12 protein-coding genes and 2 pseudogenes are annotated in these 17,285 nt (G+C 71.0%); 8 read left to right on the top strand and 6 right to left on the bottom strand.

What is annotated here, in order from left to right; translation table 11 throughout:
- The first annotated feature begins 376 nt into the window (after nt 1-376).
- Nucleotides 377-676 (top strand): DUF397 domain-containing protein, encoded by a 300-nt coding sequence (locus ACFYWS_RS36305; protein ID WP_389283600.1) that lies wholly within the window; start codon nt 377-379, stop codon nt 674-676.
- Here the strand turns inward: ACFYWS_RS36305 and ACFYWS_RS36310 are convergent, their stop codons facing one another.
- The 3 genes from ACFYWS_RS36310 to ACFYWS_RS36320 all read right to left on the bottom strand — a co-directional run bounded on the left by ACFYWS_RS36310 (nt 677) and on the right by ACFYWS_RS36320 (nt 5,963).
- Nucleotides 677-1,573 (bottom strand): serine/threonine protein kinase, encoded by an 897-nt coding sequence (locus ACFYWS_RS36310; RefSeq protein WP_389283602.1) that lies wholly within the window; start codon nt 1,571-1,573, stop codon nt 677-679.
- 21 nt (nt 1,574-1,594) lie between these two features.
- On the bottom strand, nt 1,595-3,688 hold the full coding sequence (locus ACFYWS_RS36315) for a protein kinase (protein WP_389283604.1): 2,094 nt from the start codon (nt 3,686-3,688) through the stop codon (nt 1,595-1,597).
- Nucleotides 3,689-3,761: 73 nt separating this feature from the next.
- Nucleotides 3,762-5,963 carry a protein kinase gene (locus ACFYWS_RS36320; RefSeq protein ID WP_389283605.1) on the bottom strand — a complete coding sequence of 734 codons (2,202 nt, stop codon included), beginning with the start codon at nt 5,961-5,963 and terminating at the stop codon, nt 3,762-3,764.
- Nucleotides 5,964-6,280: 317 nt separating this feature from the next.
- On the opposite strand from ACFYWS_RS36320, the pseudogene ACFYWS_RS36325 reads away from it, so the two are divergent.
- Nucleotides 6,281-6,358 (top strand): annotated as a pseudogene (locus ACFYWS_RS36325) (hypothetical protein); the annotation flags it as partial.
- Nucleotides 6,359-6,384: 26 nt separating this feature from the next.
- On the opposite strand, the gene ACFYWS_RS36330 reads toward ACFYWS_RS36325, so the two are convergent.
- The gene (locus tag ACFYWS_RS36330) at nt 6,385-6,867 is read right to left on the bottom strand and encodes a hypothetical protein (RefSeq protein WP_389283707.1); all 483 of its coding nucleotides are present in this window, start codon (nt 6,865-6,867) and stop codon (nt 6,385-6,387) included.
- A 1,084-nt stretch (nt 6,868-7,951) separates the two neighbouring features.
- Here ACFYWS_RS36330 and ACFYWS_RS36335 point away from each other — a divergent pair.
- From ACFYWS_RS36335 to ACFYWS_RS36360, 6 genes and pseudogenes are all read left to right on the top strand, one after another.
- Nucleotides 7,952-9,364: pseudogene (locus tag ACFYWS_RS36335) on the top strand (MinD/ParA family protein); the annotation flags it as partial.
- A 362-nt stretch (nt 9,365-9,726) separates the two neighbouring features.
- On the top strand, nt 9,727-11,616 hold the full coding sequence (locus tag ACFYWS_RS36340; protein ID WP_389283607.1) for an ABC transporter substrate-binding protein: 1,890 nt from the start codon (nt 9,727-9,729) through the stop codon (nt 11,614-11,616).
- Between the two features lie 38 nt (nt 11,617-11,654).
- A complete protein-coding gene (locus tag ACFYWS_RS36345; protein ID WP_389283608.1) occupies nt 11,655-12,740 on the top strand; it encodes an ABC transporter permease in 1,086 nt (361 codons plus the stop codon).
- Nucleotides 12,737-13,681: an ABC transporter permease gene (locus ACFYWS_RS36350; RefSeq protein ID WP_389283610.1), complete on the top strand. Its 945-nt coding sequence runs from the start codon at nt 12,737-12,739 to the stop codon at nt 13,679-13,681. The genes ACFYWS_RS36345 and ACFYWS_RS36350 overlap by 4 nt, the downstream gene beginning before the upstream one ends.
- Nucleotides 13,678-14,685: an ABC transporter ATP-binding protein gene (locus ACFYWS_RS36355; RefSeq protein WP_389283611.1), complete on the top strand. Its 1,008-nt coding sequence runs from the start codon at nt 13,678-13,680 to the stop codon at nt 14,683-14,685. Before ACFYWS_RS36350 ends, ACFYWS_RS36355 begins: the two co-directional genes overlap by 4 nt.
- Entirely contained in the window at nt 14,682-15,668 is a 987-nt protein-coding gene (locus ACFYWS_RS36360; RefSeq protein WP_389283612.1) for an oligopeptide/dipeptide ABC transporter ATP-binding protein, read from the top strand. Before ACFYWS_RS36355 ends, ACFYWS_RS36360 begins: the two co-directional genes overlap by 4 nt.
- A gap of 72 nt (nt 15,669-15,740) precedes the next feature.
- Here ACFYWS_RS36360 and ACFYWS_RS36365 read toward each other — a convergent pair whose 3' ends face one another.
- Both ACFYWS_RS36365 and ACFYWS_RS36370 read right to left on the bottom strand, forming a co-directional pair.
- Nucleotides 15,741-16,211, bottom strand: a complete 471-nt coding sequence (locus ACFYWS_RS36365; RefSeq protein ID WP_389283614.1) for a carboxymuconolactone decarboxylase family protein — start codon at nt 16,209-16,211, stop codon at nt 15,741-15,743.
- A 104-nt stretch (nt 16,212-16,315) separates the two neighbouring features.
- Complete coding sequence (locus ACFYWS_RS36370; protein WP_389283616.1) at nt 16,316-17,266, bottom strand: bifunctional riboflavin kinase/FAD synthetase; 951 nt, start codon at nt 17,264-17,266, stop codon at nt 16,316-16,318.
- Nucleotides 17,267-17,285 lie beyond the last annotated feature (19 nt).

The raw sequence follows: 17,285 nt of genomic DNA on the forward strand, positions 1-17,285 counted from the left end.
TGCTGCTGCGGGAAGCCGTACCCGCCGTACTGCGGCTGCCCCGGCTGACCCGGTTGCCCATACGGACCCGGCTGTTGCCCCGGCTGCCCGTACGGCGGAGCCGGTGGGCCCGGGTATCCGTACGGTCCCGGCTGCGCGCCGTAGGGCCCCGGTTGTTGGGGGCCGCCGGCGTACGGGCCCGGATGGTTGCTGCTCACTGCTGGAGTCCTCCCGTGCTGATGCGTCAGGACATCCTCCCGGACACGCGGGAACCGTGTGTCCATCGGGCCGCTTCCTCCACCAAAGAGTCCCGTTTCACCGGCTCACCGTGGTCGCCGGTCAACTTTCATTACGATGACGGTGGTTACCGCAGGACTATGGAAAGGGCTGATGCGGCGTGGAGACCACAGGCGAGACGCCGGAGGAGATCGAGGCCCGCAAGGAGCGCGAGAAGAACGAGTTGTACGCGCTCGACATCTCCGGCGTCACATGGGAGAGCGCTCCCGGCACCGAGCAGGACGAGGAGCGCGTCGAGATCGCCAAGTTGCCGGACGGCGCCGTGGCGATGCGTTCGTCTCTGGAGCCGGAGACGGTGCTGCGGTACACCGAGGCGGAGTGGACGGCGTTCGTACTCGGCGCCCGGGACGGGGAGTTCGACCTGGAGGCGACTCCGCGCAATGGTGGCGCGGAGGCCTAGTTACCCGTACGCACCCGGCGCCGTCATCGTGGTCGGCGGCGGCACCGGCACCTCCGCGTCAAGGACCGACGCCGCCTGGTGGGCCAGCGCGGCGACGAGGCGGGCGGGGAGCCAGCCGGGTGTGAGGAGCGCCGAGGCGTGGTCGGTCGAGCCGAATCCGGCGGGACGCGAAGCGTGGCCGGTGCTCAACTCCCCCACCACGTCCGCAAGTTGCGGTCTCTGCACCGGATCCCGTGACAGGCATCGGCTCACCAGTGACCGGAGCGACGCCGGGAGTTCCTCGCGCTCGGGCACCGTGTGGCCCGTCGCGGCGTACGCGAGGGTCGCGCCCAGTGCGTACACGTCGCCGAGCGGGCGCGGCTGTCCGCCCGCCGTCTGCTCCGGTGCGAGGGCCGTGACGTCGACGGTCGCGGGGGCCGCCGCCCGTGCCGCGCCGAAGCAGTCGAGGCGCGGGCCGTCGAAGGAGAGCAGGACGGCCGCCGGGGAGACGCCCGCGTGGACGAGGTTCTGGCCGTGGATGACGGACAGCGTCTCGGCGAGCGCGACACCGAGGGCGCGGACGGTGTGTTCCGGCAGCGGGCCACCGTGGAGTGCGAGCGCGGTCGGCAGGGGCAGCACGGGGACGTACGGGCGCGCGTGCCAGGGTGCTCCACCGGGCGGCGCCAGTTCGACGGTCGGCAGCGTCCAACTGCCCAACAGGTAGCGCGCGGCGTCCGCTTCGGCCATGAAGCGGTTCGGGTCGACGCCGGGGGCGGGGGTGCTGAGGAGGACCGTGCGGTCGCCGTCGGGGGTGCGGGCGATGCCGCGGACGGCGGGAACCGGACGGGCCTGCTCGATGGAGTGGTCGATGGAGGTGAGCAGGAGGTAGGGGCCCACCTGCTGCGCGGCGCTCTGCATGTGTCGTCGGTCCCTTCGGCCTCAGAAGACGCTCAGCGCGTGTACGGCGCTGTCCAGCAGCAGGAAGACGCGGTTGCCCGCGGCGGCGAGCTGGGAGTAGTGGGGGCGGGGGTACCTCGTGGACCAGGCGTCCTTGCCGTCCTTCTGCGGGATGCCCTTCAACTGGAGTTCGCCGATTCCGCGGCCGTCGTCGACGGACCAGACGCTGGTGCCCTGCGTCAGCACGCGGCTGGTCGTGGTCGGGCCGACCGCGAACCACTCCTGGTTGCCGTCGGCCCGGTTGTGGCATCGGGTGACGTTGACGGCGTTGGCGTACACCCGGTTTCCCCGTGCCTCGGGCGGTCCCCACTTGCTGTACACGGAGTCGGTGCCGCCGAGCGGAAACGTGCTCCACTCCCGGTTTCCGTCGCGGAGCCGGTAGGCCTCCAGCGTCTTGCCGTTGAGGTAGACCATGCCGCCGTCGATGGCGGGGCGGACGACCGACTCGGACTCCTCGGACTGCTGCCATGCCGTGCGGCCGTCGCTGGTCCGCACCGCGAGCACCGTGCCGTCGGTGGACGGGACGACGAGGACTCCCCCGCCGACGGCTGCCGGGCCGTGCAGCTTCTTGCGGAACTTCGCGGGCACGGTGACCGTCCACCGCACCTCTGCGTCCTCGCTGTTGACGCAGCGCAGCCGGTCGTCCTTCGTGATCATGTAGACCGCGTCGGGGCCGGCGGCGAGCAGCGTCTCCGCCTCGGCCCGCGCGCAGGTCCACTTCGCGGCTCCGGTGGACGGCACGAAGGTGTGCAGCGTGCCCTGTTCGTCCGCGCCGACGACGAGCCGGTCGGCCAGCGATACGTAGCCGGACCTGGCCCGGAGGCCCTCGGCGGCCCAGCGGCGCGTGCCGTTCTTGACGCCGTACGCCGCGATGCCGCCGGAGCCGAGCGCGAAGACCAACACGTCGCGCACGGGCAGCAGTTCGGGCGAGGTGGCGTCGGCGGTGGAGACGGTCCACAGCTTCATGGACCCGCCGTTCTCCGAGTAGGCGTCGACGGGCTTGGACTTCAGTGGCTGTACGGGGGTCTTGACCGCGGCCGGGATGTCGAACAGGGCGCTGTCGGGCCGGGAGCCGTACCACCACGCCGCCGTGCCGCCGCCCGCCGCGGCGACGGTGCCGCCGACGGCGAGCGTCGTCAGCAGGCGTCTGCGCGACATGGGGGGCCGCTGCGGCTGCGCTCCGCCCACGATGGTGGTCGCCAGGTGCCGGGCCCCGGTCTCGCGCTCGGTGATCGCGGCGGCGATGGAGCCGCGCCGCCAGGTCTTCTCCGCGCCCTTGGGCGGCCGCATCGCCTCGGCGATCTGGGCGGGAGTGGGGCGGTGGGTGGGGTCCTTGGCGAGGCAGGGCGCGATCAGCGCCAGCAACTCCGGGCTGATTCCCTGGAGTTGGGGCTCGCCGTGTACCACTTCGTACTGCACGGCCGCCACGTGTCCGCCGTCGAACGCGCGCCGGCCGTTCGCCGCGTACACGAGGACCGCGCCCAGCGAGAAGATGTCGGCGGCCGGTGTGACGCGGCGGCCGAGCACCTGCTCGGGGGCCCCGTATCCAGGGGTGACCGGCACCTCCCCCGTCGTGGTGAGGGTCAGTCCGTGCTCGGGGCGGGCGATGCCGAAGTCGATGATGCGCGGGCCCGTCGACGTCAGCACGATGTTCGGCGGCTTGAGGTCGCGGTGGATGAAACCCACTGCGTGGATGTCGGCGAGGGTGTGCGCGAGGGAGGCGGCGAGGGCGCGCAGGGCGGGCTCGGGCAGCGGTCCGTGCGCCTCGACGGCCTGGTCGAGGGTGAGGCCCGCCAGGAATTCGGTGGCCATCCACGGGCGGCCGCCCTCGGTCCACGCGCCGAGGACGTTGGCAACTCCCTTGCTGCGTACGGCCTGTGCGGCCTGCGCCTCGCGCACGAACCGCTGGGCAAGGTTCGTGTCGTGGGCGAGTTCGGGCTTGAGCACCTTGACCGCGGCGAGCGTCCCGGCGCCGTCCTGGCCGACGTACACCTTGCCCATGCCGCCTTCGCCGAGCACGCCGAGGACGCGGTAGGGACCGAGGCGGAGGGGGTCGCCGATGCCGAGGGGTTTCATGTGGGGCCTTCTGCCGGGGAGGCGGTCGTGAAGTCAGCCGAGGAACGTGGGGGCGGTGTCACTTCAGTCGGTGTCACTTCATGGGGTACGCGGCCAGCTTCGCGTTGTCGCTCAGGGAGAGGATGCGCGTGCGCTTCGGGTTCGCGTAGAAGCGGTCGCCGTCCGTCTTGTACGTCCACGCGACCTCGTGGCTCGTGAGGTCGACGCCGCGCAACTGCGCACCGTTGCGGTAGTACGCGCACTGCTTCCCGATGAGCGGCCGCCACGACCTGGACTGTTCGTCGGCGGTGCCGTCCTTCTCCACCCACAGCCGTGCGCCACTGCTCGCCTTGTACGCGGCGAGCCCGACGCCCTCACCCACGGAGTACACGACACCGCCGTCCAGCGTCGGCGGCCCGAACGGGCGGCCTTCGGGCGTCTGCCACCGCGCCTTGCCGTCCTTCAGGCGCACCGCACGGAGCCGGGTGCCGCCGATGTAGAGGTGCGTGTCGTCGGCCGCGATCCCGGCCCACAGGGTGTCGACGTCGTCGACGAGGTACGGGATGTTCCACAGGATGCCGCCGGTCTTCAGGTCCCGTACGACGATGTGGGGTTCGTCCTCCTTCATCTGCTGGTACGTCACCAGGCGCCCGCCGGCCACCTTCGCGGCGAGGATGTGCATGGACTGGTCGAGCTCGTCCCGCTTGGGCAGCGGCCGCGACCACAGGGTCTTGCCGGTCGCGCAGTTCACGGCGCGCAGTGTCCACTTCTGCGCGGCCGTGTAGCCGATGTCGTCGCCCTTGCCCTTGCCCACCGCTACGTAGGCGATGTCGTCGGCGACGCAGAGGAGTTGGTTCCCCTCCAGGTGGTCGGTGGTGTCGGCGAGGCGGGCGAGTGTCTTGACCTTCTTGCCGGTGCTCGGGGCGATCGTTTCGAGGGTGACGGGGGCTCCGGCCCGGTCATCCTGGTACACGTTGTAGGACAGGTGGTAGAGCTTGCCGTCCGCGGCGGCCCACTGCCATGCGCTGCCGATGTGCTCGTCCCACTTCTTCGCGCCGTCGGACACGTCGAGGCCGCGGGCGTACCCGCGCATGGTGACAGCCACCCCGTCGACGAAGGCCGGGATCATCGACTTTCCGCCGTCGACGACGCTGGTCTCGTAGTAGCCGTCGTCCTTCCAGAGGGGTTCGAGCTCGCGCCGGTTGCGGGTGCCGGGGGCCTTGGGGTCCGCCGCCTTCTCCTCCTCCGAGGAGCGGCCGGTCCACCACAAGGCGCCGCCGGCCGCGACCGCGCCGACGCCGAGGACGCCACCCGCGGCGAGGAAGCGGCGCCGCGACACGGGGCCGCTCCCGGTGGCGTCCACGGCGGTGGTCGGCGGGAGCGTGTGGGTCAGGGGGGCGGCCAGCCGCTGCGGGGCGATCTGCCATACGTCGGTGGCCCGGCGGCCGATGTCACCGAGCAGCGCACCGGACAGGTGGTCGGCGAACTCCCCTGCCCCTGCGTGCAGTTGGGCTGCCAGTTCGTGCGTGGTGGGTCGCCGCGCCGGGTCCTTGTCGAGGCAGCGCGACAGTACGGGGACGAGACCTGCGGGCACCCCGGTCAGATCCGGCTCGCCGTACCGCACCCGGTACAGCAGGTCGGCGGCCTGGCCGTTCCCGAACGGTCCGCTGCCGCGCGCCGCGAACACCAGCACTCCCGCGAGCGCGAACACGTCTCCGGCGGGGCCGTGTTCCTGGCCGGTGGCCTGCTCCGGCGACATGAACGCGGGGGTGCCCACGGCGGAGCCGACGCGGGTCAGGCGGTCGTCGCCGATGGCCCGCGCGATGCCGAAGTCGATGACCTTCGGGCCGTACGCCGTGACGAGGATGTTGGACGGCTTGAGGTCGCGGTGCACGACGTCGCTGCGATGCAGCTGCCCAAGTGCCCCGCACAGGGCGGCTCCCAGCGCGCGTACGGTCGTCTCGGGCATCGGCCCGCCGGCCTCGACGGCCTCGTCGAGCGGCGGCCCGAGTACGTATTCGGTGGCCAGCCACGGCGTCTCGGCCAGCGGGTCCGCGTCCACGACCTTCGCGCCGAACTGTCCGCCGATGACCCGTGCGGCGTCGATCTCCAGCCGGAACCGGGTCCGTGCGGCCTGGTCTGCGGCGAGCCCGGCGTGCATCGTCTTCACCGCGACGGTTCGCCCGCCGGCGGACCGGGCCACGTACACCGTCCCCATCCCGCCGCTGCCGAGGCGTCCGACGAGGCGGAACGGGCCGAGGTGTACGGGGTCGTCGTGGGTGAGCGCGGTAGGCATGAGGTGGGTTCTCGCCGTGGTCGGTGCGGAGCGGTGGTCAGTTGGGGTGCGGAGCGGGCCGGTCTGGGTGCGCCGCGCACGCGGGCGGGGCGCCGCCCCTGATCCGGTTCCGCACGCCACGTCCTCCCCGCCGCCGCCGTCCGAGCCACGGCCTCCCCAGCCACGGCGCGGCGAGTCTAGTCGACGGGGTGTGGGCGGGCCTGCCGTGCGGGCGGTTTCGGTGATTAGTCTGGGACGGGACGTGTCCTGTGTTCCCGCGCGTACGTCCAGGGGGGCGGGGGGAGGCACGCCGGTGCTCGACCACACCAGGAGGCATTGTGAGCAGCGATCGGGACGATGTCCGCGGGGGCGGCGGGTCACCCGCCGGTGAGCCGTCAGGCGCGGGGCCCAATGCCGAACGGACGGGCGAGTTCACGATCGACTACGCGCCTCCGCCCTGGTACGAGCGGGCGAGTTCGAGGAGCGAGGCGCCTACGGCGACTCCGGCCGATCCAGTCGGTGCGGCGGGAGCGCCTGTCGGCGAGGGCCGGGGGCCGGACACCGGGGATCTGGAGAGTGGGACCACCCTGCGCTTCTCCGCGCCCTCGCTGAAGCGGAACTTCGAGGAGCTCGCGGCGCTCGGGGAGCCGCCCACGTCCCCGGAGGACCGGGCGCGCGCGTGGGTCGACGCCCACCGGGTGCACGTCGACATCGATACGGAGGGCGCCCGCGCGAAGCCGACCGATGCCGGCTTCCCCCTCGCGGCACCGGCCACCGAGGAGACCGGCGCGGTGCCCGCCCACGGTTCCGCCGCGGATCCCCCGCCGACTGCTCCCGCGGCACCCCAGACGCCTCCGCCGGCCACCACTCCTACCGAGCCCGCGGCGAGGCCGACGGCACCTGCTCCCGATCCCACCGCGACCACGGCGACGCCAGCGGCACCTGCTCCCGATCCCACCGCGACCACGGCGACGCCAGCGGCACCTGCTGCCGATCCCACCGCATACGCCCCGCCAGCGGCTGCTCTCGCCCAGACCGCGGCGGGGCCAACGGCACCCAACCCCGGCCCCAGTGCTGACGCCCCGGCACCCCCTGCCCCCACGGCACCAACAGCCCCTGCTCTCGCCCAGACCGCGGCACAACTCCCGGCACCCAACCCCGGCCCCAGTGCTGACACCCCGGCACCCACCCCCGATCCCGCCGCATACGCCCCGGCGCCCCCTGCCCCCACGGCACCAGCAGCTCCCGCTCCCACTCAGACCGCGGCACAACTCCCGGCACCCACCCCCGCCCCCGCGGCACCACAAGCTGCACCGACAGCCCCAGCGCCCCCAACTCCCAGCAACCCTGCGGGCGCCCCGGCCCCCGGCAACGCACCCCCCGCTCCGGCGGGCTGGGCTCCCCCGCCCCCTCCGGCCGGCGGGGTTCCGCCGCTGCCGCCGTCGTTCCAGCCCGCCGCGCCGGCCGCGGCCCCGCAGTGGACCGACCCGGCGCCCGTTCAACCGCCCCTGGCAGCCCCGAACACCCCGCCCGCACAGCCCCAGGCCGCATACGGCTTCCCGCAGCCACCCGCCCAGTCGGCACCACCGGCCGAGGGCCGACCCGTGCCACCGCAAGACGAATACGGCCCTCCGCAACCACCGCCCCACAGCCGACCCACCCCACAGGCGGGTTACGGGCCCCCGCAGCCTCCGCCCCCGGGCCACCAGCCACTCGCCGCACCCGCCTACGGCTTCCCCCAGCCCACGCCGGCACCCAACACCAACTTCACCCACCCCTCAGCCCAACCGGCGCCGCAACCCCAGAGCCAACTGCCCAACACCCCCACGCCACCCGCCAGTTACGGATACCCCCTCCCAGGCCAACCACAGCCCCACGCCGCCACACCCACACCACAGCCCGGTTACGGCTACCCCCAGCCTTCAGCCCAACCGGCCCCGCCACCCCAAGGCCCGCCACCCAACACCCCCACGACACACGCCAGTTACGGATCCCCCCGGCCGGACCAACCACAACCCCCAACACACCCAACCCCGAGCCACCCCGCCACACCCGCACCCGCACCCGCACCCACACCCACCCCACAGCCCGCCTACGGCTACCCGTCGCCCGCCGCTCAACCCGCAGCACCGCCCCAGAACCACCCGGGCCCACTCGCACCCACCCCCTCCACCCCGCACCCCGGTTACGGCTTCCCCCCGCCCGCAGCCCAACCAGCCCCGCCACCCCAGGGCCAACCGTCCTCCACCCCACACCCCGGCAACGGCTTCCCCCCGCCCCCAGCCCAACCGGCACCATCCCCCCAGGGCCAACCGCCCACCACCCCCACACCCCCAGCCGCCTACACCTCGCCCCACCCCGCCCAACCACACCCACCCGCCCAGCCGCAGGCCCAAGCCCAAGCCCACCCCCCACACGGCTACCCCGCCCCCGGCACCGCCTGGCAGCACCCCGCACCGACCAACCAGCCGCACCACCCACACCCCCAAGACACCAACGCCCCCCTCGGCTACACCGCCGCCGTCGAACTGTCGGCGGATCGGCTGGTCAACAGCAAGCGGCAGAAGCAGCGGAGCAAAGCGCCCAGCGCCAATGGCGGACGGTTCAAGTTCGGGGGGAAGAAGGAAGAGGAGGAGCGTCAGCGGAAGCTGAACCTCATCCGCACCCCGGTCTCGTCCTGCTACCGGATCGCCGTGATCAGCCTCAAGGGCGGCGTCGGCAAGACGACCACCACGACGGCCCTCGGCTCGACGCTCGCCTCCGAACGCCAGGACAAGATCCTCGCCATCGACGCCAACCCGGACGCCGGCACCCTCGGCCGACGGGTCCGCCGCGAGACCGGCGCCACCATCCGCGACCTGGTGCAGAACATCCCGCACCTGCACTCGTACACCGACATCCGGCAGTACACCTCCCAGACCCCCTCCGGCCTGGAGATCATCGCCAACGACGTGGAACCGGAGGTCTCGTCGACGTTCGACGACGAGGACTACCGCCGCGCGATCGACGTACTCGGCCGGCACTACCCGATCGTCCTGACCGACTCCGGGACGGGCCTGCTGTACTCCGCGATGCGCGGAGTCCTGGACCTCGCCGACCAGTTGATCATCATCTCAACACCGTCCGTCGACGGCGCGAGCAGCGCCAGCACCACCCTCGACTGGCTGTCCGCGCACGGTTACACCGAACTCGTCCGGCGCTCCCTCACCGTCATCTCCGGCGTCCGCGACACCGGCAAGATGATCAAAGTGGACGACATTGTCGGCCACTTCAGGACCCGTTGCCGCGGCGTAATCGTCATCCCCTTCGACGAGCACCTGGCGGCGGGCGCCGAGGTCGACCTCGACATGATGCGCCCCAAGGTGCGGGAGGCGTACTTCGACCTCTCCGCGATGGTCGCCGAGGGCTTCAGCCGCACCCAGCTGCCACCACCACCGCAGCAGTAGCCCCCACGCGCACACGTACATAGGTGCATAGGTGCATAGGTAAATACGTACAAGCCAAGGGCCCGCACCCGTCGAACACCGGTGCGGGCCTTTCGCCCATCCTGCACCCATACGGGTGCCATCCCCTGGCCTGCACAGCATCAGAGGTCTCGACCAATGTGCGTGAAATGCAGGTCAACTCGTTATTTCCGCAGGCCACATGGGGTTCACCCACCGTTGACGTTCCTCAACTGCCGCTGATAAACCAACACTTCAATCGACCTGAAAACTCAGATCCAGCCCAGCTGTGCGAGCGATGCGCGAGGTCACCGCCGATGGACACACCAGCTCAGCAAGACATGGACCACAGAAGGGCCCGCCCACCACGGCGCGGAGTGCGGATACTCCTCGCGTCCGGCGCCGCGGCGTTCACGCTGACGGCAGGTCTCGCCACGCCGCTCAACCCGGCGCCGCAGCAGGCCGAGGCGAAGGCGAGCGGCAACGCCGCGGCCAAGGCCGACAGCGGCAAGAAGAAGACCCTCACCGTCGCCGTCGCGCAGAGCGTCGACTCGCTGAGCCCGTTCCTGGCGACCCGCCTGGTCAGTACGAGCATCCACCGTCTGATGTACGAGTACCTGACCAATTACGACCCGAAGGACAACCACGTCGTCCCGGGTTTCGCCACCGAGTGGAAGCCCTCGGCCGACAAGCTGACGTGGACGTACACCATCCGCTCCAACTCGAAGTGGTCCGACGGCCAGAAGGCCACCGCCCACGACGCCGCCTTCACCTTCAACAAGATGATGTCGGACGACGCCGCGGCGACCGCCAACGGCTCGTTCGTCGGCAACTTCAAGAAGGTCACGGCGCCCAGCGACACCAAGCTCGTCGTCGAGCTGAAGAAGCCCCAGGCGACGATGACGTCCCTCGACATCCCGATCGTGCCCGAGCACATCTGGAAGGACGTCAAGGACTACTCGAAGTTCAACAACGACAAGGACTTCCCGATCGTCGGGAACGGTCCGTACGTCGTCACCGGCTACAAGACCGACCAGTCCGTGAAGCTGAAGCGCAACCCGGAGTTCTGGCGCAAGACGAAGACGCCGCAGTTCGACAACATCGTCTTCAAGACGTACAAGGACCAGGACGCCGCGGTCGCCGCCCTGCGCAAGGGCGAGGTCTCCTTCGTTGCCGGCTCCCCCGCCCTGACGCCCGCCCAAGCGGCGTCCCTCAAGGGCGAGGACAACATCAAGGTCAACGAAGGGCCCGGCCGCCGCTTCTACGCGATCGCGGTGAACCCCGGCTGGAAGACCAAGAGCGGCAAGAAGTTCGGTGACGGCAACCCGGCGCTGCTCGACCAGGACTTCCGCCAGGCCCTCTTCAAGTCCGTCGACACCAAGGCGATCGTCGACAAGGTCTTCCAGGGCCACGCCGTGCGCGGCCAGGGCTACATCCCGCCGCGCTTCCAGGACTACTACTGGCAGCCTTCGGACGACCAGCGGCTGGGCTACGACCCGCAGGCCGCGGGCAAGATGCTCGACGACGCGGGCTACAAGATGAAGGCCGGCAAGCGCGTCGGCAAGGACGGCAAGCCGATCAACCTGCGCATGCTGTGCCACGCCACCGACCCAAACGACAAGGCGGTCGGCAAGTACCTCAAGGAGTGGTGGGGCGAGATCGGCATCGGCCTCAAGCTCAACTGCGTCGACGACGTCTCCGTGCCCTGGTACGCCGGTGAGTACGACCTCGCCTTCGACGGCTGGTCGGTGAACCCGGACCCGGACTTCGTCCTGGGCATCCACACCTGCGCCGCTCTGCCGAGCAAGCCGAAGGAGGTCGCGCAGACCGACAACGGCATCTGCGACAAGACCTACGACAAGCTCTACAACCAGCAGCTCGCCGAGTACGACCCGGCCAAGCGCGCGGACACCGTGAAGAAGATGGAGTCCTGGCTCTACGACTCCGGCTACATGAACGTCATGGCGTACCCGAACGCGGTCGAGGCCTACCGCACCGACCAGATCAAGTCGGTCCAGACGATGCCCACCGCGGCCGGCAACATCTACGGCCAGGACGGGTATTGGAGCTGGTGGTCGGCCGAACCCGCGTCCGCGTCCGACAGCGAGGACAGCGGTTCGTCCAGCTCCACCGGCATCGTGATCGGCATCGTGGTCGCGGCGCTCGTCGTCATCGGCGGCGGAGTGCTCTTCGCACGGCGGCGGCGCACGACGGCGGACGACCGCGAGTAGGCGACGCACAGCTACGCGAGTAAGAAGACATGTGAACCATGACAGCTGACAGCACTCCGGCGCTCGTGCAGCCCGCGGGCGGTACGGACGGCGACCCGGCTTCGGCCGGGGCGCCGCCGGCCGCCCGCGGCCCCCGGGCCCGCAACACCAAGGCGTACGTCCAGTACGCGGCCGCGAAGATCGGCGGCGCGATCGTCTCGCTCTTCGCCGTCCTCGTGACCAGCTTCTTCCTGTTCCGGCTCATCCCGTCCGACCCGGTCAAGCAGATGACCGGCGGCCGCAAGGTCTCCACAGAGCAGCTCGAGAACCTGCGCCATCAGTACGGCCTCGACCAGCCGATGTGGAAGCAGTTCACGTCGTACATCGGGGACGCGCTCTCCGGTGACTTCGGGATCTCGTACCAGTTCCACACCCCGGTCATGGACAAGATCCTCGACGCGCTCCCGGCGACGCTGCTGCTCACGGGCACCGCGTACGTCCTGTACTCGGCGCTCGGCATCTGGCTCGGCACGCGTACGGCCTGGCGCAACGGGTCGAGGAGCGACCGCTTCAACACGGCCTTCGCGCTGACCCTGTACTCCGTACCGTCGTTCTGGCTGGGCCTGCTCCTCATCATCGTGTTCGCCGTCGGCATCGGGCCGATCCCCGGCATGTTCCCGACGGGCGGCCTCGAATCGGGCGGCGAGACCGGGTTCGCGTACATCCTCGATGTCGCGCACCATCTGATCCTCCCGGTGATCACCCTGGTCGCGGTCGGCTACGCGCAGACGCTCCTCGTCATGCGCTCCTCGCTGCTGGACGAGATGGGCAGCGACTATCTGACGACCGCGCGCGCCAAGGGGCTCAAGGACGACCTGGTGCGCCGCAAGCACGCGGTGCCGAACGCGATGCTGCCGACGTTCACGCTGATGTTCGTGAACCTCGGGCACGTCGTCGCCGGGCAGATCCTCGTCGAGACGGTCTTCTCCTGGCCGGGCCTCGGCGGCCTGTTCTACTCGGCCCTGTTCGTGCCCGATCTCCCGCTCGTCCAGGGCCTGTTCTTCGTCTTCGCCACCGCGGTGATCCTCGCGAACACCCTCGCCGACATCCTCTATCCGCTGCTCGACCCGAGGGTGGGCCGATGACGACGACCGACACCGAAACCGGGACCGCGCCCACGAAGACACCGAAGGTGCCCAGCGCGCGCTCCCTCGCGCGCGCCCGCAAGCGCCAGTCCCTGGCCCGCTTCTGGCGGTCCTACCGCGCGCACCGCAGCGGCCTGTGGGGCCTCGGCCTGCTGATCCTGATCGCCCTGATCGCGATCTTCGCGCCGGCCCTGGTCGGCTCGGACGCGCAGAGCGTGACCGACGCACCCGGTGGCCCGCTGGAGGGGCCGAGCGGTGAATTCCCGCTGGGGACCGACCAGTTCGGCCGCAGCGTGCTCGCCCTCGTGGTGTACGGGGCGCGCGTCTCGCTCACCGTGGGGCTGCTCGCGGCGTTCCTGTGCGTGGCGATCGGCACCGTCATCGGCATCATCGCGGGCCACTTCCGCGGCTGGTACTCGACGGTCCTGATGCGCGTCACCGACTGGTTCCTCGTCATGCCGACGCTGGTCCTGGCCATCGCGCTGGCGACCGTCATGGACCGCTCGATGTGGACCGTGATCATCGCGATCGGCGTGACGACCTGGCCGACGACCGCGCGCCTGGTGCGCGCCCAGACCCTCTCGGTCGAGGCACGCCCGTACATCGAGCGGGCGCGTGCGCTCGGCGGCAGCCACGGTCACGTCATGACCCGGCACGTGCTGCCGAACGTGATGCCGCTGGTCCTCGCCCAGACCACGATGATCATCTCCTCGGCGATCCTGACCGAGGCGACCCTCGCGTTCCTCGGCCTGTCCGACCCGACGGTCACGTCCTGGGGCGGCATGCTCCAGGACGCGCGCGAGGCGGGCGCGGTCAGCGCCGGCGACTGGTGGTACCTGGCCCCGCCCGGCATCGCCATCGCCATCGTCGCGCTCTCCTTCACCCTGTGCGGCCGCGCGGTCGAATCCGTCCTCAACCCGAAGCTGGGGGTGCGCTCATGACTCAGTCTCGGACACTGCTTGAGGTACGGAATCTGGAAGTGACTTACGCCGGCGGGGCGCGGGCCGTCCGCGGCGTGAACCTGTCCGTGGAGGCGGGCCAGAAGCTCGGCATCGCGGGCGAGTCCGGCTGCGGAAAGTCCACACTGGCGCTCGCGCTCCTGCGTCTGCTCCCCAAGGACGCCAAGGTCACCGGCGAGATCCTGCTGAACGGCGAGGACATCCTCACCATGAAGTGGGGACGGGTGCGGGCCGTCCGCTGGGCGGGCGCCTCGATCGTCTTCCAGGGCGCGATGCACTCGCTCAACGCGGTGCACCGCATCGGTGACCAGATCGCCGAACCCCTCCTCCTGCACAAGAAGGCGACGCAGGAGGGCGCGAAGATCAAGGTCGGTGAACTCCTCGAACACGTAGGTCTCCCGGCCGCCCGCGCGAACGCCTACCCGCACGAGCTCTCGGGCGGCCAGCGCCAGCGCGTGATGATCGCGATGGCGCTCGCCTGCGAGCCGGACCTGATCATCGCCGACGAGCCGACGACGGCCCTCGACGTCATGATCCAGGCCCAGATCCTGCGCCTGATCGAGCAGTTGGTGGCGGAGGAGAACCTCGGCCTCATCATGATCAGCCACGACCTGGCGGTCCTCTCCGACACCTGCGACCGGCTCGCGGTGATGTACGCGGGCCGCGTCGTCGAGGAGGGCCCGGCCCTCCAGGTCTACGAGGGTGCGGTGCACCCGTACGCGAAGGCGCTGTCGGCGGCATTCCCGACGATCGGCGACCCGGCCTCCCGGTTCGCGCCGCGCGGCCTGCCCGGCGACCCGCCGGACCCGTCGGCGCTGCCGTCCGGCTGCACGTTCCACCCGCGCTGCCCGGTGGCGCTCGACGTGTGCGCGAGCGAGGACCAGGTACTGCGGATCGCGGGCCCCGAGCGGCGGGCGGCGTGCGTCCACGTGGGATCCGACGAGGTCGCCGCGACGGCAGTCGAAGCAAGGAGCACCACGGCATGACAGAAACGCTGCTCAACGCCGACCAGCTGCACGTCACGTTCCCCGGCCGGCGCGGAGCCGCCGAGGCGCGGGCCGTGGACGGCGTCGATCTGGACATCGCGCCGGGCGAGATCGTGGCGCTCGTCGGCGAGTCCGGCTGCGGCAAGACGAGCCTGGCGCGCACCCTGCTCGGCCTGGAGAAGCCGACGAAGGGCCGGGTCACGTTCGCGGGCAAGCCGCTGGCCTACGCCTCGAAGGCGCTCAAGTCGTACCGCAAGCGCGTCCAGTTGGTCCTCCAGGACCCGAGCGGCTCCCTGAACCCCCGGCACACGGTGTACGACGCGGTCGCCGAGGGCCTGCGCATCCACGGCTACGCGGGCGACGAAGGGGAGGCGGTCACGAATGCCCTGTCCCGCGCGGGACTTCGTCCTCCGGAGCGCTTCTTCCTGCGCTATCCGCACGAGCTGTCGGGCGGCCAGCGCCAGCGCGTGGTCATCGCGGGCGCGCTGGTCCTCGACCCGGAGCTGATCGTCGCGGACGAGCCGGTGGCGTCCCTGGACGCGTCCGTACGGGGCGAGATCCTCGCCCTGTTGCTGCGTCTGCGGGACGAGCTGGGCCTGTCCGCGCTCGTCGTCACCCACGACCTCGGCCTCGCGTGGAACATCGCGGACCGGGTGGCGGTGATGTACCTGGGCCGCATCGTGGAGACGGGCAGGGTGGAGGACGTGCTGACTTCTCCCCAACACCCGTACACCCAGGCCCTGTTGTCGGTGCTCCCGGAGGCGCCGGGCGAACCGGTGGTCCTCACGGGTGAGCCCCCGGACCCGTCCCGGATCCCCGGCGGCTGCCGCTTCCACGCCCGCTGCCAGGTCCTGGCGGACGGCCGGGCGGACGAGACGGGGGTCGCCGACGCGTGCCGGACGGTGGACCTTCCGGTGCTGACGGGGGCCGCCACGTCACAGGTGGCGTGCCATTGGGCGACGGCGAGGGCCGCGGCCGAGTAGCACGGCCCGGGAACGATGAAGGCCCGGCTCCCCCCCCGGAGCCGGGCCTTCACGCGTGTGTCCGAAGACGGCTCAGTTGTACATGCCGGGCACGTAGTCGCCCGCCGGCTGCTGGGTCATCACGTTGAACCGGTTGAACGTGTTGATCATGGCGATGCAGCCGACCAGCGCACCGAGCTGCGCCTCGTCGTAGTGCTTGGCGGCCTTCTCCCACACCTCGTCGGACACCCCGGCGCTGTCCGCGATGCGGGTGCCCGCCTCGGTCAGTTCCAGGGCGGCCTTCTCGGGCTCGGTGAAGACCTTGGCCTCGCGCCAGGCGGCGACGAGGGCGAGCCGGACCGCCGTCTCACCGGCCGCGGCGGCGTCCTTGACGTGCATGTCCAGACAGCCCGAGCAGCCGTTGATCTGGCTGGCGCGGATCATGACCAGGTTCAGCGTGGGCGTCGGTACGCCCGAGCCCTCGGCGGCCCTGCCCGCCGCGATGACGTGCTTGAGCATCTTGCCGATGACCGGGTTGGTGAAGAGGTCGAGTCGCGGTTCCATGAGGGGCTCCTTCGCACTCCGTCATAAGTGGTGACACCACTACGACGGAGCGCCCCGCCCCGATGTGACAGACCAGAATGTGACCTGGGTCACCCCAGGGCGGTTCAGGCCTTGGACGCCTCGATGAGCTCACGCGCCTGCTTCACGTCGTCCGCGATCGCGGCGACGAGTTCGTCGAGCGACTCGAACTTGGCCATCCCGCGCACGAACGCCACGAACTCCACGGCCACATGCAGGCCGTAAAGATCGAGGCCGACGCGGTCGATGGCGTAGGCCTCGACCGTGCGCTCCGTCCCGTCGAACTGCGGGTTCGTGCCGACGGAGATCGCCGCGGGCATCGCCTCGTCGTTCACGTACAGCCAACCCGCGTAGACCCCGTCGGCCGGGATCGCGGTGTGCGGGAGCGTCTCCACGTTGGCGGTCGGGAAGCCGAGCTCGCGCCCGCGCTGCGCGCCGCGCACGACGACGCCCTCGACGCGGTGCGGACGGCCGAGGATCTCGGCGGCGCCCAGCACATCGCCCTCGGCGACGAGCCGCCGGGTCAGCGTGGAGGAGAACGGCTGACCGTCCCCCGCCGACCCGCTGACGTACAGGTCCACGACCTCGACCGCGAAGTCGTACGTCTGTCCCTGCTCGGCCAGGAAGTCGACATTGCCCGCGGCCTTGTGCCCGAAGCGGAAGTTGGGGCCCTCGACGACCACGCGCGCGTGCAGCTTGTCGACGAGCACCTTCGCCACGAATTCGGCGGGCGACAGCTTCGAGAACTCGGTGGTGAACGGCAGGATCAGCACCGCGTCCACGCCGAGCTCGGCCATCAGTTCGGCGCGCCGGTGGTGCGGGGCGAGCAGCGGCGGGTGCGAGCCAGGGCGCACGACCTCGCTGGGGTGCGGGTCGAAGGTGACGACGACGGCCGGGATGCCGAGCTCACGCGCCCGCTCCACGGCCCGCCCGATGATCAGCTGGTGCCCGCGATGCACCCCGTCGTAGGACCCGATGGTGACGACGCTGCGCCCCCAGTCCTGGGGGATGTCCTCCAAGCCACGCCAGCGCTGCACGGTGATTGCCCCTCGCAAA

The sequence above is a fragment of the Streptomyces sp. NPDC002795 genome (genome assembly GCF_042888725.1).
GTDB lineage: Bacteria > Actinomycetota > Actinomycetes > Streptomycetales > Streptomycetaceae > Streptomyces.

What these genes read in the sequence shown, in the direction of transcription:
- ACFYWS_RS36310 (WP_389283602.1), bottom strand. Translation starts at nt 1,573, where the DNA reads ATGCAGAGCGCCGCGCAGCAGGTGGGCCCCTACCTCCTGCTCACCTCC.
- ACFYWS_RS36315 (WP_389283604.1), bottom strand. Translation starts at nt 3,688, where the DNA reads ATGAAACCCCTCGGCATCGGCGACCCCCTCCGCCTCGGTCCCTACCGC.
- ACFYWS_RS36320 (WP_389283605.1), bottom strand. Translation starts at nt 5,963, where the DNA reads ATGCCTACCGCGCTCACCCACGACGACCCCGTACACCTCGGCCCGTTC.
- ACFYWS_RS36340 (WP_389283607.1), top strand. Translation starts at nt 9,727, where the DNA reads ATGGACCACAGAAGGGCCCGCCCACCACGGCGCGGAGTGCGGATACTC.
- ACFYWS_RS36345 (WP_389283608.1), top strand. Translation starts at nt 11,655, where the DNA reads ATGACAGCTGACAGCACTCCGGCGCTCGTGCAGCCCGCGGGCGGTACG.
- ACFYWS_RS36350 (WP_389283610.1), top strand. Translation starts at nt 12,737, where the DNA reads ATGACGACGACCGACACCGAAACCGGGACCGCGCCCACGAAGACACCG.
- ACFYWS_RS36355 (WP_389283611.1), top strand. Translation starts at nt 13,678, where the DNA reads ATGACTCAGTCTCGGACACTGCTTGAGGTACGGAATCTGGAAGTGACT.
- ACFYWS_RS36360 (WP_389283612.1), top strand. Translation starts at nt 14,682, where the DNA reads ATGACAGAAACGCTGCTCAACGCCGACCAGCTGCACGTCACGTTCCCC.
- ACFYWS_RS36365 (WP_389283614.1), bottom strand. Translation starts at nt 16,211, where the DNA reads ATGGAACCGCGACTCGACCTCTTCACCAACCCGGTCATCGGCAAGATG.